The 24,017-nt window shown below is 67.0% G+C and carries 29 protein-coding genes, 2 tRNA genes and 1 pseudogene; 14 read left to right on the forward strand and 18 right to left on the reverse strand.

Annotation, left to right across the window (positions count from 1 at the left end; all coding sequences use genetic code 11):
- Positions 1 to 90: 90 nt before the first annotated feature.
- Positions 91 to 414: a 4Fe-4S dicluster domain-containing protein gene (locus GT355_RS13305; protein ID WP_120071805.1), complete on the forward strand. Its 324-nt coding sequence runs from the start codon at positions 91 to 93 to the stop codon at positions 412 to 414.
- A 409-nt stretch (positions 415 to 823) separates the two neighbouring features.
- On the opposite strand, the gene GT355_RS13310 is transcribed toward GT355_RS13305, so the two are convergent.
- Positions 824 to 1,219 carry a hypothetical protein gene (locus GT355_RS13310; protein WP_160135078.1) on the reverse strand — a complete coding sequence of 132 codons (396 nt, stop codon included), beginning with the start codon at positions 1,217 to 1,219 and terminating at the stop codon, positions 824 to 826.
- A gap of 100 nt (positions 1,220 to 1,319) precedes the next feature.
- Here GT355_RS13310 and GT355_RS13315 point away from each other — a divergent pair, with 100 nt between their 5' ends.
- On the forward strand, positions 1,320 to 1,529 hold the full coding sequence (locus GT355_RS13315) for a Sp36 family protein (protein ID WP_160135079.1): 210 nt from the start codon (positions 1,320 to 1,322) through the stop codon (positions 1,527 to 1,529).
- Entirely contained in the window at positions 1,526 to 2,596 is a 1,071-nt protein-coding gene (locus GT355_RS13320; protein WP_160135080.1) for a DUF7972 family membrane protein, read from the forward strand. Before GT355_RS13315 ends, GT355_RS13320 begins: the two co-directional genes overlap by 4 nt.
- 49 nt (positions 2,597 to 2,645) lie before the next feature.
- Here GT355_RS13320 and GT355_RS13325 read toward each other — a convergent pair whose 3' ends face one another.
- Positions 2,646 to 3,857, reverse strand: coding sequence for an AI-2E family transporter (locus GT355_RS13325; RefSeq protein WP_160135081.1), 1,212 nt, complete (start codon positions 3,855 to 3,857; stop codon positions 2,646 to 2,648).
- 130 nt (positions 3,858 to 3,987) lie between these two features.
- Here GT355_RS13325 and GT355_RS13330 point away from each other — a divergent pair, with 130 nt between their 5' ends.
- Both GT355_RS13330 and GT355_RS13335 read left to right on the forward strand, forming a co-directional pair.
- Entirely contained in the window at positions 3,988 to 4,419 is a 432-nt protein-coding gene (locus GT355_RS13330) for an HIT family protein (protein WP_160135082.1), read from the forward strand.
- A 69-nt stretch (positions 4,420 to 4,488) separates the two neighbouring features.
- Positions 4,489 to 5,343: a transcription initiation factor IIB gene (locus GT355_RS13335; protein WP_160135083.1), complete on the forward strand. Its 855-nt coding sequence runs from the start codon at positions 4,489 to 4,491 to the stop codon at positions 5,341 to 5,343.
- 1 nt (position 5,344) lies between these two features.
- On the opposite strand, the gene GT355_RS13340 is transcribed toward GT355_RS13335, so the two are convergent.
- From GT355_RS13340 to GT355_RS13350, 3 genes are all read right to left on the reverse strand, one after another.
- Positions 5,345 to 7,441, reverse strand: coding sequence for a minichromosome maintenance protein MCM (locus GT355_RS13340; protein ID WP_160135084.1), 2,097 nt, complete (start codon positions 7,439 to 7,441; stop codon positions 5,345 to 5,347).
- A gap of 101 nt (positions 7,442 to 7,542) precedes the next feature.
- Entirely contained in the window at positions 7,543 to 7,893 is a 351-nt protein-coding gene (locus GT355_RS13345; RefSeq protein ID WP_275690154.1) for a pyrimidine dimer DNA glycosylase/endonuclease V, read from the reverse strand.
- A 62-nt stretch (positions 7,894 to 7,955) separates the two neighbouring features.
- Positions 7,956 to 8,028: transfer RNA gene (locus GT355_RS13350), tRNA-Pro, on the reverse strand.
- A 150-nt stretch (positions 8,029 to 8,178) separates the two neighbouring features.
- Between GT355_RS13350 and GT355_RS13355 the strand changes: the two genes are divergently transcribed.
- Entirely contained in the window at positions 8,179 to 8,463 is a 285-nt protein-coding gene (locus tag GT355_RS13355; RefSeq protein WP_160135086.1) for a pro-sigmaK processing inhibitor BofA family protein, read from the forward strand.
- On the opposite strand, the gene GT355_RS13360 is transcribed toward GT355_RS13355, so the two are convergent.
- Both GT355_RS13360 and GT355_RS13365 read right to left on the reverse strand, forming a co-directional pair.
- Positions 8,460 to 10,520, reverse strand: a complete 2,061-nt coding sequence (locus GT355_RS13360) for a DEAD/DEAH box helicase (protein ID WP_160135087.1) — start codon at positions 10,518 to 10,520, stop codon at positions 8,460 to 8,462. The two genes, GT355_RS13355 and GT355_RS13360, sit on opposite strands and share 4 nt — an antisense overlap.
- Before the next feature lie 53 nt (positions 10,521 to 10,573).
- Positions 10,574 to 10,954 (reverse strand): cupin domain-containing protein, encoded by a 381-nt coding sequence (locus tag GT355_RS13365; RefSeq protein WP_160135088.1) that lies wholly within the window; start codon positions 10,952 to 10,954, stop codon positions 10,574 to 10,576.
- A 78-nt stretch (positions 10,955 to 11,032) separates the two neighbouring features.
- Between GT355_RS13365 and GT355_RS13370 the strand changes: the two genes are divergently transcribed.
- A complete protein-coding gene (locus GT355_RS13370) occupies positions 11,033 to 12,217 on the forward strand; it encodes a site-2 protease family protein (protein WP_160135089.1) in 1,185 nt (394 codons plus the stop codon).
- Here GT355_RS13370 and GT355_RS13375 read toward each other — a convergent pair whose 3' ends face one another.
- Complete coding sequence (locus GT355_RS13375; protein WP_120071828.1) at positions 12,218 to 12,940, reverse strand: competence/damage-inducible protein A; 723 nt, start codon at positions 12,938 to 12,940, stop codon at positions 12,218 to 12,220. It abuts the gene before it with no gap.
- A 139-nt stretch (positions 12,941 to 13,079) separates the two neighbouring features.
- Here GT355_RS13375 and GT355_RS13380 point away from each other — a divergent pair, with 139 nt between their 5' ends.
- Positions 13,080 to 13,364, forward strand: coding sequence for a hypothetical protein (locus GT355_RS13380; RefSeq protein ID WP_160135090.1), 285 nt, complete (start codon positions 13,080 to 13,082; stop codon positions 13,362 to 13,364).
- 69 nt (positions 13,365 to 13,433) lie between these two features.
- Here GT355_RS13380 and GT355_RS13385 read toward each other — a convergent pair.
- Positions 13,434 to 13,505: transfer RNA gene (locus GT355_RS13385), tRNA-His, on the reverse strand.
- Positions 13,506 to 13,601: 96 nt separating this feature from the next.
- On the opposite strand from GT355_RS13385, the gene GT355_RS13390 reads away from it, so the two are divergent.
- Complete coding sequence (locus GT355_RS13390) at positions 13,602 to 14,054, forward strand: DUF5814 domain-containing protein (protein WP_120071832.1); 453 nt, start codon at positions 13,602 to 13,604, stop codon at positions 14,052 to 14,054.
- Here the strand turns inward: GT355_RS13390 and GT355_RS13395 are convergent.
- The 4 genes and pseudogenes from GT355_RS13395 to GT355_RS18565 all read right to left on the reverse strand — a co-directional run.
- Positions 14,051 to 14,464, reverse strand: a complete 414-nt coding sequence (locus GT355_RS13395; protein ID WP_120071834.1) for a DUF8146 domain-containing protein — start codon at positions 14,462 to 14,464, stop codon at positions 14,051 to 14,053. The genes GT355_RS13390 and GT355_RS13395 overlap by 4 nt on opposite strands.
- An 80-nt stretch (positions 14,465 to 14,544) precedes the next feature.
- Positions 14,545 to 15,138, reverse strand: coding sequence for an RPA family protein (locus GT355_RS13400; protein ID WP_160135091.1), 594 nt, complete (start codon positions 15,136 to 15,138; stop codon positions 14,545 to 14,547).
- The gene (locus GT355_RS13405; protein ID WP_420825970.1) at positions 15,135 to 16,040 is read right to left on the reverse strand and encodes a hypothetical protein; all 906 of its coding nucleotides are present in this window, start codon (positions 16,038 to 16,040) and stop codon (positions 15,135 to 15,137) included. The genes GT355_RS13400 and GT355_RS13405 overlap by 4 nt, the downstream gene beginning before the upstream one ends.
- Before the next feature lie 150 nt (positions 16,041 to 16,190).
- Positions 16,191 to 16,373 (reverse strand): annotated as a pseudogene (locus tag GT355_RS18565) (replication protein A); the annotation flags it as partial.
- 141 nt (positions 16,374 to 16,514) lie between these two features.
- Between GT355_RS18565 and GT355_RS13410 the strand changes: the two are divergent.
- The 4 genes from GT355_RS13410 to GT355_RS13425 all read left to right on the forward strand — a co-directional run bounded on the left by GT355_RS13410 (position 16,515) and on the right by GT355_RS13425 (position 18,804).
- Positions 16,515 to 16,790 (forward strand): DUF7091 family protein, encoded by a 276-nt coding sequence (locus GT355_RS13410; RefSeq protein WP_120071840.1) that lies wholly within the window; start codon positions 16,515 to 16,517, stop codon positions 16,788 to 16,790.
- A gap of 93 nt (positions 16,791 to 16,883) precedes the next feature.
- Positions 16,884 to 18,128, forward strand: coding sequence for a sulfite oxidase (locus GT355_RS13415; protein ID WP_160135093.1), 1,245 nt, complete (start codon positions 16,884 to 16,886; stop codon positions 18,126 to 18,128).
- Positions 18,128 to 18,634: a DUF2243 domain-containing protein gene (locus GT355_RS13420; protein ID WP_160135094.1), complete on the forward strand. Its 507-nt coding sequence runs from the start codon at positions 18,128 to 18,130 to the stop codon at positions 18,632 to 18,634. Before GT355_RS13415 ends, GT355_RS13420 begins: the two co-directional genes overlap by 1 nt.
- 2 nt (positions 18,635 to 18,636) lie before the next feature.
- Positions 18,637 to 18,804, forward strand: coding sequence for a hypothetical protein (locus GT355_RS13425; RefSeq protein WP_160135095.1), 168 nt, complete (start codon positions 18,637 to 18,639; stop codon positions 18,802 to 18,804).
- A gap of 66 nt (positions 18,805 to 18,870) precedes the next feature.
- Here GT355_RS13425 and GT355_RS13430 read toward each other — a convergent pair whose 3' ends face one another.
- The 4 genes from GT355_RS13430 to GT355_RS13445 form a co-directional block, all read right to left on the reverse strand.
- On the reverse strand, positions 18,871 to 19,527 hold the full coding sequence (locus GT355_RS13430; protein ID WP_160135096.1) for a Dph6-related ATP pyrophosphatase: 657 nt from the start codon (positions 19,525 to 19,527) through the stop codon (positions 18,871 to 18,873).
- On the reverse strand, positions 19,527 to 20,312 hold the full coding sequence (locus GT355_RS13435; protein ID WP_160135097.1) for an SDR family oxidoreductase: 786 nt from the start codon (positions 20,310 to 20,312) through the stop codon (positions 19,527 to 19,529). Before GT355_RS13435 ends, GT355_RS13430 begins: the two co-directional genes overlap by 1 nt.
- Before the next feature lie 63 nt (positions 20,313 to 20,375).
- Positions 20,376 to 20,849 carry a TRAM domain-containing protein gene (locus GT355_RS13440; protein WP_160135098.1) on the reverse strand — a complete coding sequence of 158 codons (474 nt, stop codon included), beginning with the start codon at positions 20,847 to 20,849 and terminating at the stop codon, positions 20,376 to 20,378.
- 304 nt (positions 20,850 to 21,153) lie between these two features.
- Positions 21,154 to 22,410: an Nramp family divalent metal transporter gene (locus tag GT355_RS13445; protein ID WP_240145814.1), complete on the reverse strand. Its 1,257-nt coding sequence runs from the start codon at positions 22,408 to 22,410 to the stop codon at positions 21,154 to 21,156.
- Positions 22,411 to 22,576: 166 nt separating this feature from the next.
- On the opposite strand from GT355_RS13445, the gene GT355_RS13450 reads away from it, so the two are divergent.
- Positions 22,577 to 23,089: a PH domain-containing protein gene (locus GT355_RS13450; RefSeq protein WP_160135099.1), complete on the forward strand. Its 513-nt coding sequence runs from the start codon at positions 22,577 to 22,579 to the stop codon at positions 23,087 to 23,089.
- 16 nt (positions 23,090 to 23,105) lie between these two features.
- On the opposite strand, the gene GT355_RS13455 is transcribed toward GT355_RS13450, so the two are convergent.
- Positions 23,106 to 23,981, reverse strand: a complete 876-nt coding sequence (locus GT355_RS13455) for a homoserine kinase (RefSeq protein WP_160135100.1) — start codon at positions 23,979 to 23,981, stop codon at positions 23,106 to 23,108.
- Positions 23,982 to 24,017 lie beyond the last annotated feature (36 nt).

A 24,017-nucleotide genomic window follows, 5' to 3' on the forward strand; every position in this document is an offset into this window, starting at 1 on the left:
TGGAGGTAAACCTGTTGTCCTTGATCGGTGGACGGTCGTGGGCCGCCACGGTCGAAGGCTTAAGTGAGCGCCCGGCCTCTGTCGCACACGATGGGCATCGACCCCGAATTCGAACGGAGCCGCGAGGCGGTCGACGAGAACGACGGCGTCACCGTCTGGGGACCGGTCGACGAACCCGAGCAACTGGGCATCCACGGCACGCACGTCGCGGTGGATTTCGACATCTGTCTCGCCGACGGCGCGTGTCTGGAGGACTGCCCCGTCGACGTCTTCGAGTGGGTCGAGACCCCCGGTCACCCCGAGAGCGAGCGGAAGGCCGAACCCGCAAACGAGATCCAGTGTATCGACTGTATGCTCTGTGTCGACGTCTGTCCCGTCGACGCGATCGACGTCGACGCCGGTCGGTCAGGATAGCAGGGCAACGGCTCGAAACGAAGTTCTGCTGGCGAGGTCGGAGCGTTTTGCTGACGAGGTTGGAGCGGTCGGCGCGCGCATGCGGGTGGCGCGAGCGATAGCGAGCGGCGGCCGCGAATCGGCGTGCGAGGGATGAACGACGCGAGGGCGGTGCCCGAGCGGAGTGAGTCGGTTGGGGAGGCTCGTGGCCGTCGCGGGACGGTTGCGGTGGCGGAGCGGTTGGTATTTGACCCGCGAACGAATGGTGTGAGGGTCGACTGAAGGCAGAACCTCACTGCGATCGGAGCGTGGCCGATCGCCGGGAGGGAACGAGGCGAACGAAGCTCTTCCCGTGGGAACCCGACGGGCTGTTAGTCCATGTTTCGCCGGGGAGCGAACGAACTGCGCGACCGTGGCAAGACGTGGATGGTCAGGGGAGCGTGTTGCCGCTGGTGGTCACGTTCGCGGTGCCGACGGTCGTGCCGTTGACCGTGTTCACCGCCACCACCGTCGCGGTCGTGCCGACCGGGAGCGGGAGCGTGACGCTGGTCTGGCCCGCATCGACCGTCGTCGTGTAGAACGACTTCCCGCTCTCGGTCACGACCGAGAGTTCGGTCACCCCGAGGCTCGTCGTCGCCTGCGGGGTCAGCGAGACGGAGGCCTGGATGGAGGAGGCACCCCAGGCATCGGACGTCGAGAAGCCCTCGAAGACCGCTGGGCTGTTCGATTCAACGGTGATCGTCGGTTGGGCCGTTACACAGCCGGAGCCGACGAGCGCGACGACGACCACGAGGACGAGGAGCCGGGGGCGAAGGGTGGAGGTCACTGTTCTCCGGTCGGCCCCGAACGGCCTTCTAGCTTACGTGATGGGCCACTCAGTCCGCGAATGCGAAACTATCAACCGGCGGGCCGCGTTGGGTTCGATGATGACCACTGACGACCCGACCGCGTGGGAATATCACACCCTCCGGCCGCCTCGCGAGGCGACCAAGAAGGAGGCGAGCGACCCGGTCGCCGAACTCAACGAACTCGGTGCGGAGGGCTGGGAACTCGTGACCACCGTCGAGTACTCCGGCGGCGGCACCAAGTACCTCGTTCTCAAGCGTCCGCGCGACGCGGCCACGGACTCCCAATGAGCGACGCGGCGGACACCATCGACACCCAGGAGGAGGACACCCAACTCGACCAGGAGAGCATCGAGGACATCGGGACCGCGAACACGATGCGCGAGCGCTCCGGTGAAACCCGTCTCAAGGTCTGGTTCTTCCTTGCGGGCCACCGGGTGGTCGTCACCGGGCTGCTCGCGCTGTTGATCTTCGGGGTGTTCGTGCTCGGTGGCACGTATTTCTATCAGTTCCTCCTCACCGACGCCCAGACCGCCGACACGATCGAGACGCTGTTCTCGACGATGATCTCGGCCATCATCACCGGCGTCACCCTCGTGCTGACTATCTCCCAGATCGTTATCAGTCAGGAGAACGGCCCGCTCGGCGACCAGCGCGAACGCATGAGCAACACCATGGACTTCCGGGACTACACCGAGGAGCTGACGGGTTCGCCGACCCCCGCCGACCCGTCGGCGTTCCTCAGAGCCCTCATCCTCGAGAGCAAGGACCGCGCCGAGGGGCTGCGCGAGTCGATCGCCGACAACGACAACGACGACCTCCGTGGCGAGGTCGACGAGTTCACCAACAGCCTGATCGAGAACGCCGACACCGTCTCCGGCCGGCTCGACGGCGAGACGTTCGGCTCGTTCGACGTGCTCTCCGGCGCGCTGGATTACAACTACGGCTGGAAGGTCTTCCAGACCGAGCGGATCGCCGACGACTACACCGACGACCTCTCGGCGGAGAGCTTCGAGCGGCTCGACGAACTCAAGACGGTGCTCACGATGTTCGGCCCGGCCCGCGAGCACATCAAGACGCTCTACTTCGAGTGGGAGCTGATCAGCCTCTCGCAGAACATCCTCTACGTCTCGGTGCCGGCGCTGATCGTCGCGGGCTTCATGACGACCTTCCTCGGCGGGAGTTCGCTCTCGGGGGTCGTCCTCGGGGTCTCGGTGCTCGTCTGGGTGACCTCCATCGCGTTCGTCATCACCTGTCTACCCTTCCTCCTGCTCATCTCCTACATCGCACGGATCGCGACCATCGCGAAACGCACCCTCGCGATCGGGCCGTTCATCCTGCGCGACTCTCAGCGCTGAACCCTCGAACTACTTTTCGCGGCGTGCGACACATCCCACGAATCACATCTCAGCTGTCGTCTTGGTCGTCGGCTTCGTCCGTCGTCCCGTCGACGTTCGGCGTCGCGTCGTCGGTGACGTCCTCGCGGTCGGCCTGTGGGTCCGTCCCGATGCTCTCGCCGAGCGAGACCGTCGGGGTCAGGGGTTCGCCCCGAACGAGTTCGGGGAGCACGATCCGAATGGCTTCGAGCACCGCGACGAACGCGATGGGGAGGAAGAAGAAGCCGTACCAGCCGAACAGGATCGGGCCCAGCAGGTAGGCGAACATGATCACCACGGCGTCGAGCTGGCGGCCGGTGAGCACGGGCTGGATGAACGTCTGCGGGATGATGTCGAGCACGAGGAAGTAGACGACGAGCGCGCCGACGACGAACAGGTACGCGCCGCTCTCCCCGCTCTCGAACGCCTGCACGGCCAGATACGCCACGACCGGGAGGTAGATCACCTTCCCGACGACGATCGGGATCAGGCTGGTGATCCCCGTCAACACCGCGAGCACGAACACCAACGGGATCGTGAGGCCCGCGGGCGCGATCAGGTTGGTGGCCACGTACACCACGCCGGCGAGCACCGCCATCACGCCCACGAACAGCAGGTTGCCGAAGAAGACGGATTCGAGGTCCTCGTCGACCGCCGCGGCGTAGGCGTAGGCGGTGGTGTCGCGCCCGCCTACGAGGGTTCGAAAGCCCTCGGCGAGCTGGTCGTCGTTGGTCAGGAGGAAGTGCGCGAGCGTCAGCGCCAGCCCGACGAGCACGAGCCCGCCGGCGACCCCGCCGAGCACCTGGCTCCCGAGCGTGAACGCGGTCTGGGCGAGCTGACGGGGCTGGCTGATGGCTTGCTGTGGGTTCTGGAGCAGGGTCTGCACCGTCTGTTCCTGTGCCGGCGGCAGCATGCTGAGGTCGAGCGCGCCGCTCGTCCCGTTGCCGAGGCTCACGACGCCCGAGAGCTGCTGGATGATGCTGAGGCCCGTATAGAGCACGAGGGCGATGATCGGCACCACGATCAGGAGGACCGTGAGCCCCGCCGCGATGCCGTCGGAGTCGATGTAGTTCCCGAGCCACCGGCAGATCGGGCGGGTGGCGTAGTAGCCGAAGACCGCGAGCACGACCATGCCGGCGAACGAGGACACCACGAACGCGACGAAGACCGCGAGCACGAACACGAACAGCCACCACCCGAGCCGTGCGCGGCTCGTTGGCGGACCGGTTCTGGTCTCGGACATGGCCGAACATGGAACAGCCGATTCAAACCGTTGTGGCTTGCCGGCCCCCGCTCGACGGTCCGCCGACACCCGTCCCGAACCCTCTTTGTCGGGCGCGTCCGATGGTCCCCCGGCATCACGCCATCAACCCATGAGCTCGAACGACCCCGACTGCCCGTTCTGTGGTATCGTCGCCGGCGAGATCCCCGGTCGTATCGTCGCCGAGACCGACCGGACGACCGCGTTCCTCGACGCGAACCCGCTCGCACCCGGCCACACCCTCGTGGTGCCGAACGACCACCACGAGCGCCTCGACGACCTCCCCGAGGACCTCGCGACCGAGGTCTTCTCGACCCTCCACCGGTTGACGCCCACCGTCGAAGCCGCGGTCGACGCCGACGCCACCACCGTCGCGTTCAACAACGGTCCCGCCGCCGGTCAGGAGGTCCCGCACGTCCACGGGCACGTCATCCCACGGTTCTCGGACGACGGCGGCGCGCCGATCCACGCCGTCGCCGGCGACCGACCCGACCTCTCCGACGACGAGCTCGACGCCATCGCCGACCGTATCGGTGCTCGCTAACATATTTTTAATCTAAGATAGGAAAAACAAGAAAATATTAAGTAGTGGGCCGGTGTGGGAGGATTCGTGATGGAGACGAGGTACGCGTGTCCCGAATGCAACGGCTCCCTGAGCGGGTCCGGTAACGAGACGTTCTGTACGAGCTGTGGGCTGGTCGTCGCCGAGGACAACATCGACCGGGGTCCGGAGTGGCGGTCGTTCGCCGACGGTCCGAATCGAAAGCGGACGGGTGCGCCCCTCACGCGCTCGCGCCACGACCGCGGGCTCTCGACCGAGATCGGCCGGTCGACCCGGCTCACCGGGCGGAAACGCAGGCTTTTCGCACGTCTGCGCCGCCAGCACAACCGCGCGCGGATCGCCTCGAAAGCCGAGCGAAACCGGGTCTACGCCTTCACCGAGATCCGTCGATTGGTCGGTGCGCTCGGGCTCCCGGAGACGGTTCGCGACCGGGCGTGCGTGCTCTTCGAGTCCGCCCAGAACGCGGACCTCCTCCGGGGGCGGTCGCTCGAAGGCTTCGCCGCCGCGGCGGTCTACGCGGTCTGTCGAACCGAGAGGCTCTCGCGAACCATCGCGGAGGTCCGCGAGGCCGCCAAGGCCACTCGCGGCGAACTCGTCGCGGCCTACGACGCGCTCAACCGGGAGCTGGGCCTCCCGACGGGGCCGATAGACCCCGCCGAGTACGTACCCCGATTCGCGAGTCTGCTCGACGTCTCGAGCGCCGTCGAGAGACGAGCACGCGAACTCGTCGGGGAAGCCGAGTCGCTCGGGGTGACCAGCGGCCGAAACCCGAGCGGGGTCGCCGCGGCCTGTCTCTACACCGCCGCGCGCGAGCTGGACGGCTCGCTCACCCAGCAGGCCGCCGCCGACGTCGCGGGCGTCACCCCCGTCACGCTCCGGGCGACCTATCACGACCTCCGGGGGTAGTTCAGGTCGTTCGGAGGTGGTCGGTCTGTGGTTCGTAGACCTCACCCTGCCGGCGGAGCTTCTCGATCTCGTGTTCGGCCTGCGAGCGCTCCATGCCGGTCTCCTCGGCCCGGTCGAGCACCTCGTCGACCGGCGCACCCGAGTCGTACTCGCTCTCGATCTCGCTGATGAGGGCCTTGACGTTCTTGACACGGTCGCGCTGGGTCTTCGACTGGCCCGTCTCCACGATGTCGGCGTCGAACTCGCCGGTCTCGGGGTCGACGCCGATGTCCTTGAGACACGACCGGACGATCTCGATGACGCGTTCTGCGTCCTCCAGCTCGACGGAGTCGGAGAGCCGAACGCGGGCCGAGGCCTCCGCGAGCCGCACGAGGGCTTCGAGTTTTCGGGCCGTGACGGGCACGGGCGCGTCGTCGTCGGCTCCCTCGGAGCGAAGGCTGACGTAGAAGTCGCTGATCGCCTCCTTGGCCTCCTCGGTCATCGTCGGGAAACAGTTGCGCTGGGCGTAGGCGATGTACTTCCGGAGGAGCTCGGGTTCGATGGCCGGGGCGACGGTGTCCGTCACGGCGTCGACCTCCGCCTGCGAGACGTTCGCCGCGGTCTGCTCGGTCCGCTGGGTGTTGAGTTCCCCCGCGTAGTTCGTCCGGAGGATGTGTTCGGCGAGGTTCTTGTCCTCCTCGGGGTCGGGGGTGTCCGTGACGGTGAAGATCAGGTCGAATCGGGAGATCAGCGCGGGTTCGAGGTCGATCTGCTCGCCGATGGACTCGTACTGGTCGAATCGCCCGTACTTGGGGTTCGCCGCCCCCAGCAGCGAACACCTCGACTTGAGGGTGGCGTTGATCCCCGCCTTCGAGACCGAGATGGTCTGTTGTTCGAGCGCCTCGTGCATCGCCGATCGGTCCTCGGGGCGCATCTTGTCCAGCTCGTCGACCGCCGCGATACCCTGGTCGGCGAGCACCAGCGCGCCGGCTTCGAGCGTCCACTGCTGGCCGTCGCCGAAATCATCTCGTACCGCGGCCGCCGTCAGCCCCGCGCTCGACGACCCCTTCCCCGAGGTGTAGACCGACCGCGGCGCGATGTTCCGGATGTACTGGAGCATCACGGACTTCCCCGTCCCGGGATCCCCGATCAGGAGCATGTGGAGGTCCCCCCGGATCCGCGAGCCGTCGGGGAGGTGTTTCGCGACACCCGAGAAGAGCTGGAGGATCATCGCGAGCTTGGCCTGGTCGTAGCCGTAGATCGAGGGCGCGATCGAGCCGACCATCTGCTCGTAGATGTCGTCCTCCGTGGAGAGTTCGACGATGGCGCGTTTGTCGGCCTCCGAGATGTCCATGTCCTCGAACTGCTCGTCCTCGATGTCGACCGCGATGCCGTCCATGAAGACGTCGAACATCGGCGAGGCCTCCCGGTTGGTCTCCTGCTGGTCGAGGTGGAGGATACCCGTCACGCGGACGTGGTCGCCCGCCGTGACTTCACCAGTGATGTCGTCCTCGATGTGGATATCGATGTTCTGGGGGGTCTCGCCACCGCGAAGCCCTTCCGGACTCTCCTGTACCCGTAATTTCTGGGCGTCGACGAACTCCGACTGGTCGAAGTTGATGGTGAAGGGACCCTGTCGTTCACAGCCCTGGCACTCGTGGGGCTCTTGGAAGTCGCTCCCCGTCTGGGGGATCCGGGTGAGCGTGCCACACCGCTGGCACTCGAAGGCCGCCTCGGTGATCTTCGGGCGGACGTCGGTCGCTTTTCTGACGATACCCTGAACGCTCAGCAGTTGGCCACGGTGACGCGCTCGGATCTCCCGGATCTCGGTCGTCTCGCCGAGGCCACGGATCCGGACGTGGGCGCGGCCGAGACCGACGTCCACCGGCAGGTCGTAGAGCCGGAGGGCTTCCTCGGCGTACTCCTGGAGTTGGCCGGGCTGTGAGCGGTAGTCGTCGGCGAGGTCCGAATCGAAGCGGTAGAGGTCGCTCCAGTCGATGAAGAGCGAGCGCTTCTCGTTCGGGTACTTCTGGGCGAGCTCGCCGATCTCGTTCCGGTAGTAGTTGCGGTAGAACTCCTCGAAATCGTCTATCAGTTCGGCGTTCTCCGCGCTGGCCATCTTGGTCCCAACTAATGCGTTCCCCGCTAAGAACTTTCGTACTGGGTAGGGCGAAAGTGAACCTGTGAGAGGGATGCGTCGAACCGACAACGGGAGGGTCGTCAGGCCTCGGTGGGCCGTTCGCGGGCGCGTGCGGCGCAGTCGTCACACCGTTCGAGGAGATCCTCGCGATTGCGCTCAACGTCGATCGCGCCGGCCCCGAACGTCGGCCCGTCGTAGTCGAGCGGGCTGTCGTGGTTCATCCCACGGCGCTCCATCTCCGCCGCGAGGTCGTCGTGGCGCTCCTCCAACCGCGTCGTGTCGATGTTGCCCTTCTCGGCGTGGCCCTCGGCGATCGCCTCGCCGTGTGGATGCCGGAGGATCGTGCCTTCGAGCTGGTGGTGTTCGGCGTGCTCGCCGGCGAGATGCTGCTCGCAGAGGATTTCCACGGGAACACACCACATCCGGGTCATCGGTCGGCACCCAACGATTCGACAGTGCCGGTCGGTTGTGGTCGACAACGAGAGAACACGAGTGGGACCGCGCGGATTTGAACCGCGGTCACGGGCACCCAAGGCCCGAAGTATACCAGGCTAACCCACGGTCCCGTATCGCTCCTATCGGACGCGTGCGAATAATCCTTCCGTTCCCTCGACAGCACGCGGTCGCCGTCCGACGGACGGCTCCGTGTTCCGAAATCGCCACGGGCGGCTCGGACGTGACGGAAGGTCTATATCCATCTCGTGTAAGCATCGGGCATGGTTACGGGACTCGAACTCGCGGTCCTCGCCGTCGCGGTCCTGTTCTTGCTCGTCGGGATACGCGTGCTCCAGGCGCTCCGGCCGTTCATCGTCAACGCGGTCGTCGGGCTGCTCGTCTTCCTCGTCGCGGGCTGGTTCGGTTTCCCCGTCGAGGTGAACTGGCTCACGGTGCTCGTCGTCGCCATCGGCGGGCTGCCGGCCGCGGTGCTGGTGGTGTTGCTCTCGATGTTCGGTCTCGCGTTCGTCCCCGCGCTCGTCGACCTCGTCGGGCCCTTCCTCTAGTCCTCCTCGCCACGGAGCTCGATGTCGGCCACCACGTCGTAGGGGTCGCTTCCCTTTCGGATGCCGTCGAGCATCGTGAACGCCGCGCCGGGTTCGAGGAAGTGCCGCGTCACCGCCCGACCGAGCGGTGTGGGTTCGAGCCCGTCGATGAAGCCGTAGTCGAGGAGTTTGCCGACCGCGTGTTTGAGCGGGACCTCCCCGACCATCCGCCCGGTCAGCGCCTTCGCGCCGCCGCCCGCCACCGCGACGTTCGCGAGCACCTCCTCCACCGCATCGGTCTCGTCGTAGCGCATCGCCACCGGCTCCATCTCGCCCTTCAGGAGTTTGAAGGCGGTCTCGTCCTCGCTGCCCGGCATGCTCGCGTGGTAGCTTCCGTCGGGTTCGACGAGGACGTAGACCACCCCCCGGTCGTGGTAGTCGGGTCGTCCCGCCCGCCCGAGCATTTGGTGGAACTCCTGGACCGTGAGCCACTCGATACCCATCGCGAGCGAGTCGAAGAGCACCTGCGAGGCCGGGAAGTCGACCCCGGCGGCGAGCGCGGCGGTCGTGACCACCGCCGCTAGCTCCTGGTCGGCGAACTTCCGCTCGACGGTCTTCCGCCGGGAGTAATCGAGCCCCGCGTGGTACGGCGCGGCGTCGTACTCCAGTTTTCGACTGAGCTCGTGACATCTCCGCCGCGAGTTGGTGAAGATGATGGTCTGACCACGATACCCCTTCGAGGACTTCCGGTCGAACTCGCGTTTCACCAGCTTGTCCGCCACCCGCGCCTTCTCCTGGCCGTCGGCGAACGTGACGTGACGTTCGATGGGCACCGGCCGCTCCTCGAACTCCACGAGCCGGGCGTCGAGGCGGTTCGCCAGCCAGTTCGGGTTGCCGACCGTGGCCGAGAGGTAGAGCCACTGGGTTCCCTCGCCTCGCTCGTCCCGCGCGCGCTCCTGCCGCCGGTTCTCGCAGTACCACTTGAGCCGGGCGATCAGGCCGTCGAGGCGGTGGCCACGGTCGTCGTCTTCGAGCGTGTGGACCTCGTCGATCACGACGGTGCCGATGTCCCCCAAGTCCTGACCCACTCTGAGCGCGTGGTCGATCCCCTCGTAGGTCCCGACCACGATGTCGGCGTTCGGGTCGAAGCGCTCGCCGTCTCCGCGAACGCGGCTCGCACCGACCCGGATGGTGACGTTCGCGAGGTGGCCGTAGTCGTCCTGGAAGTCCTCGTACTTCTGGTTCGCGAGCGCGACGAGCGGCACCAAGAAGAGCATCTTGCCCTCGCCCTGAAGTAAGCGGTCGACGCCCGCCAGTTCGCCGATCAGGGTCTTTCCCGTGGCGGTGGCGCTCACGACGAGCTGGTCGTCGCCGTCGAGCGCGCCGTTCTCGACCGCGAGGCTCTGCACGGGCAGTAGTTCGTCGAACCGGTCCGACACGAGCGACTGGAAGTTCGGATGGAGGTCGAGCGAATCCACGGAGACGGGGTTCACGGCCTCCGTGGTGGCGCTCATCTCGTCGAACTTGGTGAGGTCGGGGTCGAGCTGGCCCGAGAGGAGGTTCTTCACCCGGTCGAGGTCCTGGACGGACTGGAGGAGTTCGTGGAGGCGGTCGGCGGCCGTACCGGAGACGTCGTGGTGGGCGATCTCGCGTTCGAGTTCCTGCCGGGCGCAGTCGGGACAGATCCGCTCGCCGTCGGCCTCGATCGCGGTCTCGGTCGTGATCGGCGAGTACCGCCCCGCCGCCGCGCAGTACCGGCAGGTCCGGACCCGCTTGGCGTCCAACTGGTAGCCCGAGAGCATCTCCTGAAACGCTTCGCGCTGGTTTCGCCCGGTCTGCTCCGATATTCGAATACGGTCGGCGCGGCGGGCGAGCTCGACGAACTGGTCGGGCGAGCGTGGCTCCTCGCCCGAAGAGTGTTTCACCCCGAACTTCGCGGGCCGCGGGCCGGCGTCGGTCTCGCCGAGGTCGAGGCGGGCCGAGAGCGTGCGCTGGTCCCCGTCCATGACGGCGACGAGATAGCCGTTGCCAGCCCCGTGAACGAACAGCGTTCCGACCCGTCCGACCTGCTGTGACACTGGTCTCGATAGCGCTGCGGGCTACTTCAGTCGCTCGAAACCGCGTCTGTGGATCACTCCACGAGTTCGATCGCGTCGTCGCCGTTCGGCACCGCACAGATGAACGCACCCGGTTCGTCGCCTGTGTTGCGATACCAGTGGACCGTCCCGGCGGGGATCAGGAGCGAGTCGCCGGCGCTCACGGTGTGTTCTTCGCCGTCGATTCCAGCGACGTACTCGCCGTCGAGCACGTACTGTTCGTGTTCGACCTCGTTGGTGTGTTTCGGGACCTCGGCACCCGGCGCGAGCGTGAACCGCCGGATGGCGAAGTTCGGCGCGCCACGTGACTCGTCGACGAGGACGCCCTTTTCGAGGCCGTCCGCCGCGTCGACCGGTTCGTACTCGATGTCCGCCGCCCGGCGGACCAGGGGTGCCGGCTGTTCGGGTTCGCTCATCGCTCGTCATCGGTCCACTGACGGCTAAAACCCCGCGGCCACGACACGATTTAAGGGGCCACCGACCGTAGCTTGCGCATGCCAAGTTTCAGGATCGGGAGCATCGCCGGGATTCCGATCAGACTCGGGCTCTCGTTCCTCCTGGTCCTCCCGCTGTTCGCGTGGTTCATCGGGAACGGTATCGGCCAACTCCTGCCGCTGCTGAACGGGATCTTCGACGCGAACCTGCCGGTGGCGGAGCTCTCGGCCGGCAACACGCCCTACGTTCTCGGTATCGTCGCCGCCGTCGGGCTCTACGTCGGTGTCGTGCTCCACGAACTCGGCCACTCGTTCGTCGCGATGCGCTACGGCTACGAGATCGACGCCATCACGCTCTGGTTTCTGGGGGGTATCGCCCAGATGGCCGAGATGCCCGAGGACTGGCGGCAAGAACTCACGGTCGCGGTCGCCGGCCCCGCCGTGAGCGTCGTCCTCGGTCTCGGCTCCTTCGTGGTCTTCCTCGTGGTCCCGGAGTCGCTCGGCGGCGTGCGCTTCGTGCTCGCCTACCTCGCCCTGCTCAACGTCGCCCTCGCGGCGTTCAACCTCCTCCCGGGTTTTCCGATGGACGGCGGGCGGGTCCTCCGGGCGCTCCTCGCCCGGACCCGAACCCACGCCGAGGCCACCCAGCTCGCCGCCGAGGTCGGGAAGGGGTTCGCGTTCCTGCTCGCGCTCGTCGGTCTCTTCAGCGGAAGCATCGTCTTCATCGCCATCGCCTTCTTCATCTACATGAGCGCGAGCGGCGAGGCCCAACAGGCCGTCACGAAGGCGGCGCTCCAGGGCGTCGCCGTCCAACGCGTGATGACGCCCGCCGCGGAGATCGACGCCCTCTCGCCGAAGGCCAGCGTCGCCGACCTCATTGACCGGATGCTCACCGAGCGCCACACCGGCTATCCCGTGCTCGAAAGCGGCGAGCTCGTCGGAATGGTGACCCTCACCGACGCACAGAAGGTCCGCGAGGTCGAGCGCGACGCCTTCCGGGTCGAGGAGGTGATGACCCGCGAGCTGGAGACGATCCCCGAGGACGCCGACGCGATGACCGCGCTCTCGACGATGCAGTCGGCGGGCGTGGGTCGGCTTCCCGTCGTGGGTCTCCACGGCGAGTTCGTCGGGCTGGTCTCGCGAACCGACCTGATGACCGCGCTCACCATCCTCCGGTCGAGCGGGAGGGAGTCGGGAGCCGAGACCCCCCGCGATTCGCCGCGTTCGCCCGAGGAATCGCTGTAGCTACTCGGGTGCCGGAACGGTTTCGAGCCGGTCGGTGAGCCACTCGCGCGCCGCGTCGAGTTCGCCCTCGTCCTCACCGACGAGCTTGATCCGGTTGTGGCGCACCGCCCGGTCGGGATAACAGCCCACCGCGACGTCGAAGCGCTCGCCGGCCTCGGTGAGGTCGTCGATCATGTCGGCCTCCGGCGTCGGGGTGTAGAACACCTGCGAGCGGACGTCGCCCCCGAACCCGTCCTCGATCGTCTCGAACATCGCCTTCATCTCTGCGGGTACTCCGGGGAGGACGTAGACGTTCTCGATCACACAGCCCGGCGCGAGCCCGGGGTCGTTGATCAGCGGCTGGCTGCCTTCGGGGATCGAGGCCTCGGCCTCGACGTCGAGCGCGATATCGGGGTACTCCTCGCGAACGGCTTCGAGGCGCTGTTCGACGTCGGCGCGGGCGCGGTCGTTGACCGCGAGCGGCCGGTCGAAGGCCGTCGCCACCGCGTCCATCGTGACGTCGTCGGGCGTCCCCCCCAGTCCGCCGGTGAGGATGACCGCGTCGAACGTCGCCGAGTAGTCGGCGACCCGGTCGGCGATCAGCTCGCGGTCGTCGGGCACCACGAGGATCCGTGCGACGGTCGCGCCGCGCTCGGTGAGCCGGGAGGCGATCCACGTCGCGTTGGAGTTCTCGGTGTCCCCAGAGAGGATCTCGTCGCCGATGGTGAGCAGCGCGATTTCCATTGACCGATCTGGGCGGTGGCGACGGATAGCCCTTCGTTGTCGGTCCGGTAGGCTGCTTCATCGAGCCCCCGTCGGACCCTCGACCGACGAACGGTAGCGGATCACATGGATTTTTGGTACCGGCCGGATAGCTCGACGTATGCCCATCGATCAAGACCAGTGGGAGGCCGGCGAGGAAGTAAGTACCTCGATAGATTCCGTTCGTAACTTTCTCGAGGAGGGTCATCCGGAAGCCTACACCGCCGAGGAGATCACGGGCGCGGTGCTGGAGTTCGCCAGCACCCCACCGGTCACGAGCGAGAAGCTCAGGGACATCGCCGAGCAGAACCTCGAGATACTGATCGAGACCGGGAGTGTCGAGGCCAGACGGATCGAGACCGGCGACCGGCGGCCGTCGGTCTACTACCGGGCCGTGGACGAGTGAGGGCGGTTCGGTCGATCGAATTCACAGCAACGGAGAAGCCGCCCGACGTTGTGTAAAATATCTGATATAGTCCGGGTGCGAGAATCGAACCCGCGTCTCAGCCTCCACAAGGCTGAAGGATGACCACTACCCCAACCCGGACACGCATCCGTTCCTATCTGCGCGTGGATAAAGTACGTTACGACTCTTCCCGAGTTTCGCGGCGTTTTTGCGTTTGCCTGTCGTAGCCCCGCTACCGTGGCCGTCACCGACAAGATCTACGTCAAGAACCACCGCCGGATCGGCTCCCAGCTCGAGACCCACATTCCGCGGAGCGCGTTCAGCGGTGCGACCCTCGACATCCTCTACTCCGGCGAGGGGCTCGCGAAACTCGACGACGCCACCCAGGAGCGCGTCCTCGACTTCGCCGAGGACTTCCTCGACTGCGACTGCGAGTCGAACCCCTACTGTGGCCACCCAGAGCGCAAGTTCATGGCCTACCTCCTCGACCTGCGCGCCCAGGGCTTCGGCCCCGAGGCCATCGTCGACGTGATGGGCGACGACTACCTCGTGACCGCCTACCCCGGCGACATCCTCTCCTTCCTCGACAACTCGGTCCGCACGCTCGAAGCGATGGAGGACCTCGCGAACGTCGAGAACGACCGGGAGGCTGCACAAAAGATCGACGACCGAAAGCGGGCGTTGCTCTAACCCAGCCGGAACGGCTCCTCTTCCTCGCTCTCGTCGTCGAGTTCTTCGAGCTGGATCACGTCCTCCTCGCCCTCCTGGTCCTCCAACCGTTGGCTCAATTGGGTGACGTACCGGCGATGTTCGTCGAGCTGCTCGCGGAGGTGGTCGGCTTCGAGTTCGAGGCGCTCGTGCTCGCGGACGTAGCTCTTGGGCACCTCGACCTTCGGCGGGAAGCTCGACGAATCCTCGCTGCTCTCGTCGACCTCGTGCTCGGGGACGACCTCGACCTGACCGTCGTGGGCAACCAGCATCTCGACGTAGTTGCGGAACACCGCCGAGAGCGAGATGTCGCGCTCCTCGGCGATCTCGCGAAGCGTCTCGAAGGCGTCCTCGTTCACCCGGAACGAGATCGTCTTGTTCTTGTTGCCCATCTGGGTTCGACCTATCCGCCCCGAGACCTTAATCCTTCGTCAGACGATGACACGCGCTCGATCGAGAGGAATCGCGCCGCTCAGTCGGCGTCGACCGCGACCTCGTCGTCCTCTTCGAGGCTTTCGAGCGCCGAGACGGCTTCCTGACGGTAGTCGTCCAGCGGCAGGTCGTAGCGCTCCTCGGCCATCCGGGCGTACTCGTTGGTGTCGGCCTCGAACGCCTGGATCCGCTCGGTGGTTCGGGCGGCGGTCTCGACCACCCACCGGTCGCGGGTCTCCGCGTCGACCACGGTGATCGACTCCGGTCGAACCGCGACGTTGGTCTGGCCGTCGTCGGTCTCGAAGGTCCGGGGTTTGCCCGCAACCGCGACGTACGCGGGTGGCTCGATCTCCCGGAGCGTGCTCGCGGCCTCGGGCTGGTACTGACCCGCGTAGACGTAGAACGTCCCCGTGGGGTCGACCACGCGGCCCTGCCAGTACTCCGAATCCGACCCTACGTCCTCGGTCTCGGTGAGGGTGCCGACGAAGAACACGCGGTTCGCGCGCTCGCCGCTGGGCAGAAGGACGTAGACCGGTGCGCGCTCCTCATCGCTCTCCTTGAACGTCTCCGTGGCGTCGTTGAACTCGCGGGCGAAGACCCGGCGGGCGACCTTCCGCATGGGAGCACCGCTCATAGCGACCTCGCTTTGATGAGGGTCTCCTCGGCATCCACCGGCCCGCCCAGCCGCTCGAAGTCGTTCGCGAGGACGTACCGCCCGAAGGTCGGCCCCTCGACGCGGTAGTAGCTCCCGAGGATCTCCCCGCGGATCTCGTCGGCCACCACGGTCGTATCGAGCGCGTCCATCGCCATCTCCTTCGCCTCGGAGAGGGTGATCCCGGTGAGCGCCTCGGTGGCCTCCTCGTCGAAGATCGTCTCGTGGACCTCGTTGCCGTCGTCGATGACGGCCTTGATCCGGAGGTCGAACTCGCCGTCGACCTCGCCGTGTTCGGAACACCGACCGTTCTGGAGCACTCGCGTGCAGTCCTCCTCGGGACACCGCTTGATCAGACCGCTCCCGCGCTGGATGTCCACCAGCGCGCCTTCCACGGCGATGGCGTCGTCGCCGACCTCGATGTCCTCGTCGAGCTCCTCGATATTCGTGGTGCGGTTGAGCTTGACCGAGAATCGCCCTTCCCACTCGTCGGTGACGAGATTCGAGAGGCGGTAGACGCCGCCCTCTTCGAGTTCGGGCAGGTCTGACTTCGCCCACTTCGTGAACTTGATCGTCCCCGTCGGGTCACCGAGCAGGCCCACCTGCCCAACCGACTCACTGCGAGGGTCCCAGAGCTGGGTGACTTTGGCCGTGAGGTCGATCCACTCCTCGGGCGCGTCGACTTCGCCGATCGTTCGTTCCTCGCTCGCGCCGCCCGACTCGGGGACGTCGAGCTCCTCGTCAAGCTCCTCGATGTCCGTCGTCCGATTGAGCTTGACCGAGAACCGGCCCTCGTACTCGTCGGTGACGACGTTTTCGAGCCGGTAGACGCTCCCTTCCTCAAGTTCGGGGAGGTCGGAGGTCGCCCACGCGGTGAACTTGATGGTGCCCGTCTCGTCGCCGAGCAGGCCCACCTGGGCGATCGACTCGCTCCGGGGCTCCCAGAGCTGGAGGACCTTCACCGTGAGGTCGACCCACTGCTCGGGCGCGTCGATGGTCTCGACCGTCCGCTCCTCGCTCTCGCCACCGAGTTCGTCCCGGTCCATCCCGGCCTCGTCGAGGTAGCTGCTCGTGACGCTCCGGCGCGCCTCTTCGAGGGGGACTCGGTAGTCGTTGACCAGCGTGTCGAGGCGCTCCTCGACGTCCTCGACGCTGATGTCTAGCGTATCCGAAAACTGCTCGTGTATCTCCGCTGCGTGCTGTTGTACGTCCGTCATTGGTTGTCCTGTCTCCGCGTGTTTTCGGTGGGAGACACCTGAGGGTACGCGCGCGATGGTATAAAAAGTTCCGCGAGCACGGTGAAAGTGGTCGAGAACACGAGCGACGGGCCTTTGTAGCGCGCTCCTCTCCCATCACTCATGAGCGACGAGGGTCGCCTCGCGCGGCTTCTCAGCACGACGGCGCGCGCGGCGGGTCGGCGCTACGCCGAATCGCGACGGGCCTACAGCAGCGGCCGTACCCGCGCCGAGGGTGACGGTCCCTACGACGAACACCTCCGGGTCGTCTGTCGCCGCCACGCCCAGAAACGCACCGTGACGCTCGACGGTTACGTCCCGGACTGTTTCGACCCCGACCACCCCGACTGCGAGGGCTGTCTGGAGGACATCCGCGAGGGGACCGTCGAGACCTGGTGAGTGCGGGGACGACCCTCGGCGAGCGTCGACCCGAGCCACGACCTTCTCCTCGCAAGCAGAACACGGGAATGAGTCGCCGGCGTGTCGTCTGACATGGCACCCGATGGCCCGGACCCACGGCGACGCGACTCGCTCACCGAGCGGTATCCCGGCCTCGACGTGCTCGTCGACGAGCCGCCGAACGCACAGACGGCCGCTCGGTCGAACCTCGCGGCCCCTATCACGCCGCGCGACGAACACTTCGTCCGGGTCCACCACCGGACCCCGGAGATCGACGCCGACGAGTGGACCGTCTCGCTCACGGGAATGATCGAGGCCGAAGCCGAGCTCTCGATGGACGAACTCCGATGTGACTACCCCACCGAATCGGTGGTCCACACGATGGAGTGTTCGGGCAACGGCCGGGCGTACTTCGAGCCGGACGCCGAGGGTGACCAGTGGAGCTTCGGGGCGGTCGGCAACGCGGTCTGGACCGGCACGCCGGTGCGCGCCGTGCTCGACGAGTACGGTACGGCCGACGAGGACGGCGACGACGGGCGCTGGCTCTCCGCGATGGGTGGTGAAGCGCCGCCCGACAAGGACGTCTTCTGCCGGTCGATCCCGCTGTCGAAGGTCCGGGAGGACTGCCTGCTGGCCTACGAGATGAACGGCGCGCCGATGGCTCCCGAACACGGCTACCCCGTTCGGCTGGTTGTACCTGGGTGGTTCGGCAACAACAGCGTGAAGTGGGTCGAGGAGATCCGCGTGATGGACGGCATGGTCGAGGGCGAGGCGTGGACCAACCGCGACGGGCAGGACTACACCCAGTACCAGCAGTCCTCCTACCGGATCGTCCCCGACCAGGACGAGCAGCCGGACCGTCATCGGTCAATGGAGACCACGAGCACCTACGACCAGCTGACCGGGAGCGAGGAGGTTCGGAACGCCTACCTCTTCGACCAGCTCGTCAAGTCGCTCCTCACGACGCCCGAGGACGGGGCCGCGCTCTCGGGCCCGCGGGTCGAACTCTCGGGGGTCGCGTGGTCGGGCGAGGACGCGGTCGAGCGCGTCGAGGTCTCGACCGACGGCGGCGAGTCGTGGGCCGAGGCGGAACCCGTGGGTCCCGACCTCGGCCGCTACGCGCTCGATCGCTTCCGGTACGTCTGGGAACCCGAACCGGGCGAGCACACCCTCTGTTCGCGGGCGACCGACGAGCGCGGTCGAACCCAGCCGGCCACGGTCTCCGACCCCGAGGCGGGCCGTCGCGGTATCGAGAACGACGAGTTCCCGTGGAACGTGAAGGGCTACGGCAACAACGCCTACCGCCCGCTCGGCGTCACCGTCGAGGTGGAGGCGTAATGGCGACCCAATCGGGCGAGTCCGCCGAGCGGACCATTCCCCGTCGAGCGCTGTTCGCCGCCGGGGTGTTCGGGTTCGGGTTCAGCGGGCTGATCGACGTCCTCCTCCTGCACCACGTCCTCCAGTGGCACCACCTCGTCTCCGGGATCTACCCGATGAACACCCTCGACGGTCTCAGGATCAACGTCCTCGCCGACGGGCTGTTCTCCATCGGAATGGTCGTCATCGCGGGGATCGGTGCGGGCCTCGTCTGGCGCGCCGAACGGCGGACCGCGACCCCGCTGGCGTTCCGGCCGGTCGCGGGTGCGGCGGTGGTCGGCCTCGGCGTCTTCGACCTCTACGACGCGGTCGTCGACCACGTGATCCTCGGCCTCCACCAGCCGCTCTCGATGGGCGGGACGTACAACCCCCACTGGATCGTCGTCAGCGTCCTCATCATCGGCGCGGGCGCGTACGTCTACCGGACGGGGATCAGCGAAACCGAGGACACCACCGAGGCTCCCTGACCGTGATCCCCCCGACCACGGACGTGCTGGCCCTCTCCGTCGTGGTCGCCCACGCCGGGGCCCGGCCGACGCCGGTTCCGCACTGGGCGGTGCTGATCGTCGGCGTGCTCGGAATCTGGGTCGCCATCGCCGGTGGCGTCGCCGCCCTCGATAGAGTGCTGGCCGAGTAGATCGACCCTCGGGGGCTACGTCACGGACTGCTTCGACCCAAGTGACGAAGTCCGTGACGACCCGACTCACTCAGGGACGACGAGGTCGCAGTAATGAAACTCGCCGTCGCCCACCCCACGCGTGACGGTTTCACCCGTTTGCACGTCGACCGGTTCCTCGAAGGTCGGCCCGTGGGTCACGAACGTGTGGAACTCGCCGTTCTCGCCGCACGGGTCGACGTCCGGAGGGAGGTCCGCGAGAAATGCGGTATCGAACGTCCGACCCGCGAACGAGGCGTCGAACACCTCGCCGTCGACACACACCACGGTGGCTTCGTACGCATCGGCGACCGTCTCCGCGACCGCCGACGTGTCGCGCCCCCAGATCGGCCAGCAACCATCGAGGTCGCTCTCGGCGAGCCGTTCCTCGCGGTAGGCCCGCACGCTTTCGAGGAACAGGTCGGCGAACACGACGTGCGTGAAGCCACGCTCGGCGTATCCGTCCATCGCTTCGGCCATCACCGCCTCGTAGGTCTCGTTCGTGGGCTCGCGCGGGAGCGTGACGAACTCGATCGGCAGCCCGAGCGCGTCGGCTTGGCGTTCGTAGAGACCTCGCCGAACCCCGTGCATCGTGCTCCGGTTCGTCGAACTCGAAACCGTCGTCAGTAGTTCCTCGACACCATCGAGTTCGGCGAGCGCGTACGCGGCGTCCTTGCCGCCGCTCCACGAACAGACCGCTCGCATCAGCCCCGTAACGTCCCACCGTCGACCGGTATCGCCGCTCCCGTGAGGTAGCTCGCGCGCGCACTCGACAGGAACGCGACCGCGTCACCGAGCTCGCGCGGGTCGCCCACGCGGTCGAGCGGCACGTCGTCGGACCAGTCGGCGAGCCCCTCCTCGTAACTCTCGTACTCGCCGCGCTCGACGCCCTGCTCGACGAGTTCCTCGATACGCGGCGTCTCGTAGCTCCCCGGCAGCACCGAGTTCGCGCGGATCGATGGCCCGAACTCCCGTGCGACGGTCTCGACCAACCCCGGAACCCCGCGCCGGACGGCGTTCGAGAGCACCAGCCCCTCGATCGGCTCGGCTACGCTCGTCGAGGTGATCGCGATCCAGGTCCCGGCGTCGCTGTCGTCGAGGTGCGGGTGGGCGGCCGTGAGCACCCGAACGACGCTCATCACGAGTAGGTCGTAGGCCGCGTACCACTCCTCCTCGGGGAGGTCGAGGAACTCCCCGCTCGGCGGTCCACCCGCCGACGTCACGAGGTGGTCGAGCCCGCCGAACGCCTCGACGGTCTCCTCGACCAGGGCCTCACAGTCCGCCGGGTCGGTGATGTCCGCCTGCACGCCGAGCACGTCGCCCGGTCCCGCCGCGTCGACCGTCTCGCGTGCCGAGTCCAGCCGGTCGGCGTCACGACCACAGATAGTCACGTTCGCGCCTTCGGCGACGAGCGCCTCGGCGCTTGCTAGTCCGAGGCCACTCGTGCTCGCCGTCACCAGCGCCGCGTTGCCGTCGAGTTCGAGGTCCATACTCGCTCGACGGTCGCCGGACCCATAGCTCCCCGTGGTTCGTCGCCGGACTGTCCAGCCGGCCTACCCGCCCCAGAAGTTCTCGCGGCTGCCGAGCCGCTGACGACGCCCCGGCCGTTTCGGCCCGTCGTCATCGTCGTCTTCACCCTCGTCGGCCTCGGTTTCGTCGTCGTCCTCGTCGCTCGTCTCGTCCTCTTCGTCCTCCATCGGGAGGCGTTCGAGTTCGTCCGCCCGCGCGTGGTTCGAGCGGACCTTCGTGATCTTCACGCGCGAGCGCGCCTCGGGCAGCACGCCGTCGACGAAGACGATGAAACCGTCCTCGGTCCGGCCCACGCCCGCGCCGCTCTCGTGCATGTCCTCGACCGTCACGACCAGCTCCTCGCCGATCGTCACCGGCTGGGATTTCAGCTCCCTGATGGGTTGGCTGTAGTGATTACACCACTCCGCACCGCCGCGATTCCCGTAGTGTTGACACCCCATGCCGTTGATCCGTTCGGAGAAACTCGGGCATTCGTCGGCGAGTGGACAGTCCGCCATACGGGTAGTTTCGACCCGGGTAGCTAAATGCTTACGACCCTGTCTCCACCTTTTGCTGCGCTCGTTCGGCGCTTCGCGCCTCACTCCCTGGCAAAATGTGGATCAAAAGCGCGTCGGGTTCCCGTTGGTCACCCTCGCGCCCGCTCGCTCCCTGCGGTCGCTCACGGTACGACAACTGACTCCTCCGCAACCGCACCGCCGAAGCCCTCGCGCCTACGGCGCTCGCCCTTCATCCGCCAGGAACCGTAACCGCCCCGCAGCGCCGCGGCGGCCGCACTGCAACCGCACCGCCGCCAAACGGCGCTCAGACGAACACTTCGGTGTAGATCAGCCAGATGTTGAGCACCACGATCAGCGCGATCATCGCGCCGAGCACCGTCGTCGTGCTTCTCCGGTTCGTGAACGACTGCATCAATCCTTCCTGGCGCGTGAACCAGAGCAACGGGATCAACACGAACGGGAGTTCGAAGCTCAGCGCGACCTGTGAGGCCACCAGCACGCTCGTCGGGTCGAAGCCCGCGATGACGACCGCGAGACTCGGAACCAAGGTCACCGACCGCCGGAGCCAGACGTTGATCTGGAGGTCGAGAAAGCCGTCCATCACTGTCTGTCCCGCCATCGTCGCCACCAACGAGGAGGAGAGGCCGGCGGCGATCAGCGCGACCCCGAACACCAGACTGGAGTTCGACCCGAAGACGTTCTGGAGGGTGACGTACGCCTCGTTGAGCGTGCTGATGCCCGTGCCCTGAAGCGCCGCCGCGGCGACCACGAGCATCGCGGCGTTGACGAACATCGCGCCGAACAGCGCGAGTATCGTGTCCACCGACTCGAACCGAAAGTGCCGGCGGTGGACGGCCTCGGTGTCGCCATCGGTCTCCATCAACCGGTTCCGGCGGTCCTGGACGATGTATGGGTGGAGGTAGACCGAGTGCGGCATCACGGTCGCGCCGAGGATCCCGATCGCGACGTAGAGCGCGTCCGGACCGGGGATCGACGGCAGGAGCCCGCGGGCGATCTCGCCACCCGTGGGTCGGGCGAGCACGACCTCGAAGAGGAACCCGAGCGCGATCACGCCGACCAGCGCCATGATCACGAACTCGACCCAGCGGTAGCCCTGCTTTCGGGCGGTTCGCACGCCCAATAAGGCGAACGACGCGATGCCTGCGAGCACCGCCCCTGCCGGAAGGGGAATACCGAACACGAGGCTGAAGCCGATCGCCGCGCCGATGATCTCCGCCATGTCGGTCGCGATCATCGCGAGCTCCGCGGCGGCCCACAGGAAGTACACGAGGGGCCGAGGCAGTCGCTCACGACAGAGCTGGGCGATCCCTTTTCCAGTGGCGATCCCGAGCTTCGCGGCGACGATCTGGATCCCCATCGCCATGAAGCTCGCGAGCACGATCACCCAGAGCAACGCGGTGCCGTACTGCGCCCCACCCGAAATGTTGGTGGCCCAGTTCCCCGGGTCCATGTACGCGACGCTGATCAGGAACCCCGGCCCGAGATAGCTCAGCAGCTCCCGGACGGGGAGCTGCCGCAAGGACGCCCCGCCGCGGCTCACCGACGAACCCGCCTCCGGAGACGGTCGGGAAGTGAATTAGCCATATCTAATGAGTTATTTAGTTCGGGTTAACTTATCGGTTCCGACCGTCGGATACCACCGTATCGGTTCGGAGGTCGGGCGCGAGGTGGATAAATCTATCAGGCTCGGCGCGCTACTCCGGGCGATGGCAGAACGCGACGCTCCCGAGTGGGTCACCCTCACCGAGGGGGAATCGGTGCTCTGGGACGGGCATCCGAGCCTTCGATTGATCGCGCCCGCGGTCCTCGCGGGGCTGGTGCTCGTGCTCGGCGGGATCGCGCTCGCGGTCGTCGTGACCGACCCGACCCTCCGATGGCTGTCCCTCGTCGGCGTGCCGCTCGGCATCGCGGTCATCGCGTGGTCGTACATCTCGGTCGTGAGCACCCGATACGTGCTGACCTCGGAGGAGGTCTACCAGAAGACCGGACTGTTGAACCGGAACGTCGCCCAGATCCGGCTCGACCGGGTCCAGAACACGACCTGCAGCCAGTCGATGACCGAACGACTGCTCTCCTACGGCGACATCACGATCTACACCGCCGGCTCCGACACCATGGACATCACGCTCACCGACGTGCCGAACCCCCAGCAGGTGAACCGCAAACTCACGGAAGCGCTCGACGCCGCCTCCACTTCGGGGGCCCGCGTCGGTCCGTGAGGGGTTTGCAGGGCGTTCAGTACACCGTCGCGCCCTCGCCGACACGGGTCCGGAAGGCACGGGCGGTGATGCCGGCTTCGGCGAACGCATCGAGCATCGCACTCCCTATCGCTCGTCGGTCGCCCGCCCGACACGCCGCTATCACCGTCGGTCCCGCACCGCTCACGGTGACACCCGTCGCGCCCGCCTCCCGCGCCGCCAGACAGACCGCATCGTAGCCGTCGATCAGCTCGGCCCGCGCTGGCGTCACCGTCGGATCCGCCATCCCCCGCCCGACGAGTTCGGGGTCGCCTCGACACATCCCCACGGTGAGGCTCGCGGCGTTGCCCACCGTCTCTACCACGTCGTCCATGTCTACCCGATCGGGCACTACCCGCCGGGCGTCGCGGGTCGAGACGACGGTCTCGGGGAGGCAGGCCACGAGCGGGATCGAGGTGTCGACCTGCGTGATCCCGTCGGGGGTGGCGACCGTGAATCCCCCCAAGATCGAGGGCGCGACGTTGTCGGCGTGGGCCTCGCCCGACACCACGGCCTCGCCTTCGGCGGCGATCGGCACCAGTTCTTCCCGCGTGTAGTCGCGGTCGTAGAGGTCGCGGAGGCCGACCGCGGCGGCGGCGGCGCTCGCGGCCGACGAACCGAGCCCCGAGGCCGGCCGGATCCCCTTGTCGATCTCGATGTGGGCCGGCGCGTCGAGCGCCTCCGCGACCGCGCCGACGGTGTTCTTTTCCGGGTCCTCCGGGATGTACTCGCTGCCGGTGCCCGTGACTTCGATGGTCGTCTCGGCGGCCTTCGAGACACGGACGACGTCCGCCGGGCGCGAGAGCGCGACGCCGAAGACGTCGAACCCGCTACCGAGGTTGGCGCTGGTCGCGGGGGCCCGGACGGTGAGCATGGCCTGCGTTGCGCGCCTCCCGGCAAAAGGGTAGCG

It is taken from the genome of Halococcus salsus (genome assembly GCF_009900715.1).
GTDB classification, from domain to species: domain Archaea; phylum Halobacteriota; class Halobacteria; order Halobacteriales; family Halococcaceae; genus Halococcus; species Halococcus salsus.

Excerpts from the sequence above, each read along its gene's own strand:
- GT355_RS13395 (WP_120071834.1), bottom strand. The coding sequence starts at position 14,464 with ATGGGCAACAAGAACAAGACGATCTCGTTCCGGGTGAACGAGGACGCC.
- GT355_RS13430 (WP_160135096.1), bottom strand. The coding sequence starts at position 19,527 with ATGCGAGCGGTCTGTTCGTGGAGCGGCGGCAAGGACGCCGCGTACGCG.
- GT355_RS13345 (WP_275690154.1), bottom strand. The coding sequence starts at position 7,893 with ATGACCCGGATGTGGTGTGTTCCCGTGGAAATCCTCTGCGAGCAGCAT.
- GT355_RS13320 (WP_160135080.1), top strand. The coding sequence starts at position 1,526 with ATGAGCGACGCGGCGGACACCATCGACACCCAGGAGGAGGACACCCAA.
- GT355_RS13305 (WP_120071805.1), top strand. The coding sequence starts at position 91 with ATGGGCATCGACCCCGAATTCGAACGGAGCCGCGAGGCGGTCGACGAG.
- GT355_RS13315 (WP_160135079.1), top strand. The coding sequence starts at position 1,320 with ATGACCACTGACGACCCGACCGCGTGGGAATATCACACCCTCCGGCCG.
- GT355_RS13440 (WP_160135098.1), bottom strand. The coding sequence starts at position 20,849 with ATGGCGGACTGTCCACTCGCCGACGAATGCCCGAGTTTCTCCGAACGG.
- GT355_RS13420 (WP_160135094.1), top strand. The coding sequence starts at position 18,128 with ATGGCGACCCAATCGGGCGAGTCCGCCGAGCGGACCATTCCCCGTCGA.
- GT355_RS13450 (WP_160135099.1), top strand. The coding sequence starts at position 22,577 with ATGGCAGAACGCGACGCTCCCGAGTGGGTCACCCTCACCGAGGGGGAA.
- GT355_RS13370 (WP_160135089.1), top strand. The coding sequence starts at position 11,033 with ATGCCAAGTTTCAGGATCGGGAGCATCGCCGGGATTCCGATCAGACTC.
- GT355_RS13365 (WP_160135088.1), bottom strand. The coding sequence starts at position 10,954 with ATGAGCGAACCCGAACAGCCGGCACCCCTGGTCCGCCGGGCGGCGGAC.
- GT355_RS13375 (WP_120071828.1), bottom strand. The coding sequence starts at position 12,940 with ATGGAAATCGCGCTGCTCACCATCGGCGACGAGATCCTCTCTGGGGAC.
- GT355_RS13330 (WP_160135082.1), top strand. The coding sequence starts at position 3,988 with ATGAGCTCGAACGACCCCGACTGCCCGTTCTGTGGTATCGTCGCCGGC.
- GT355_RS13380 (WP_160135090.1), top strand. The coding sequence starts at position 13,080 with ATGCCCATCGATCAAGACCAGTGGGAGGCCGGCGAGGAAGTAAGTACC.
- GT355_RS13410 (WP_120071840.1), top strand. The coding sequence starts at position 16,515 with ATGAGCGACGAGGGTCGCCTCGCGCGGCTTCTCAGCACGACGGCGCGC.
- GT355_RS13355 (WP_160135086.1), top strand. The coding sequence starts at position 8,179 with ATGGTTACGGGACTCGAACTCGCGGTCCTCGCCGTCGCGGTCCTGTTC.
- GT355_RS13335 (WP_160135083.1), top strand. The coding sequence starts at position 4,489 with ATGGAGACGAGGTACGCGTGTCCCGAATGCAACGGCTCCCTGAGCGGG.
- GT355_RS13415 (WP_160135093.1), top strand. The coding sequence starts at position 16,884 with ATGGCACCCGATGGCCCGGACCCACGGCGACGCGACTCGCTCACCGAG.
- GT355_RS13435 (WP_160135097.1), bottom strand. The coding sequence starts at position 20,312 with ATGGACCTCGAACTCGACGGCAACGCGGCGCTGGTGACGGCGAGCACG.
- GT355_RS13455 (WP_160135100.1), bottom strand. The coding sequence starts at position 23,981 with ATGCTCACCGTCCGGGCCCCCGCGACCAGCGCCAACCTCGGTAGCGGG.
- GT355_RS13400 (WP_160135091.1), bottom strand. The coding sequence starts at position 15,138 with ATGAGCGGTGCTCCCATGCGGAAGGTCGCCCGCCGGGTCTTCGCCCGC.
- GT355_RS13340 (WP_160135084.1), bottom strand. The coding sequence starts at position 7,441 with ATGGCCAGCGCGGAGAACGCCGAACTGATAGACGATTTCGAGGAGTTC.
- GT355_RS13325 (WP_160135081.1), bottom strand. The coding sequence starts at position 3,857 with ATGTCCGAGACCAGAACCGGTCCGCCAACGAGCCGCGCACGGCTCGGG.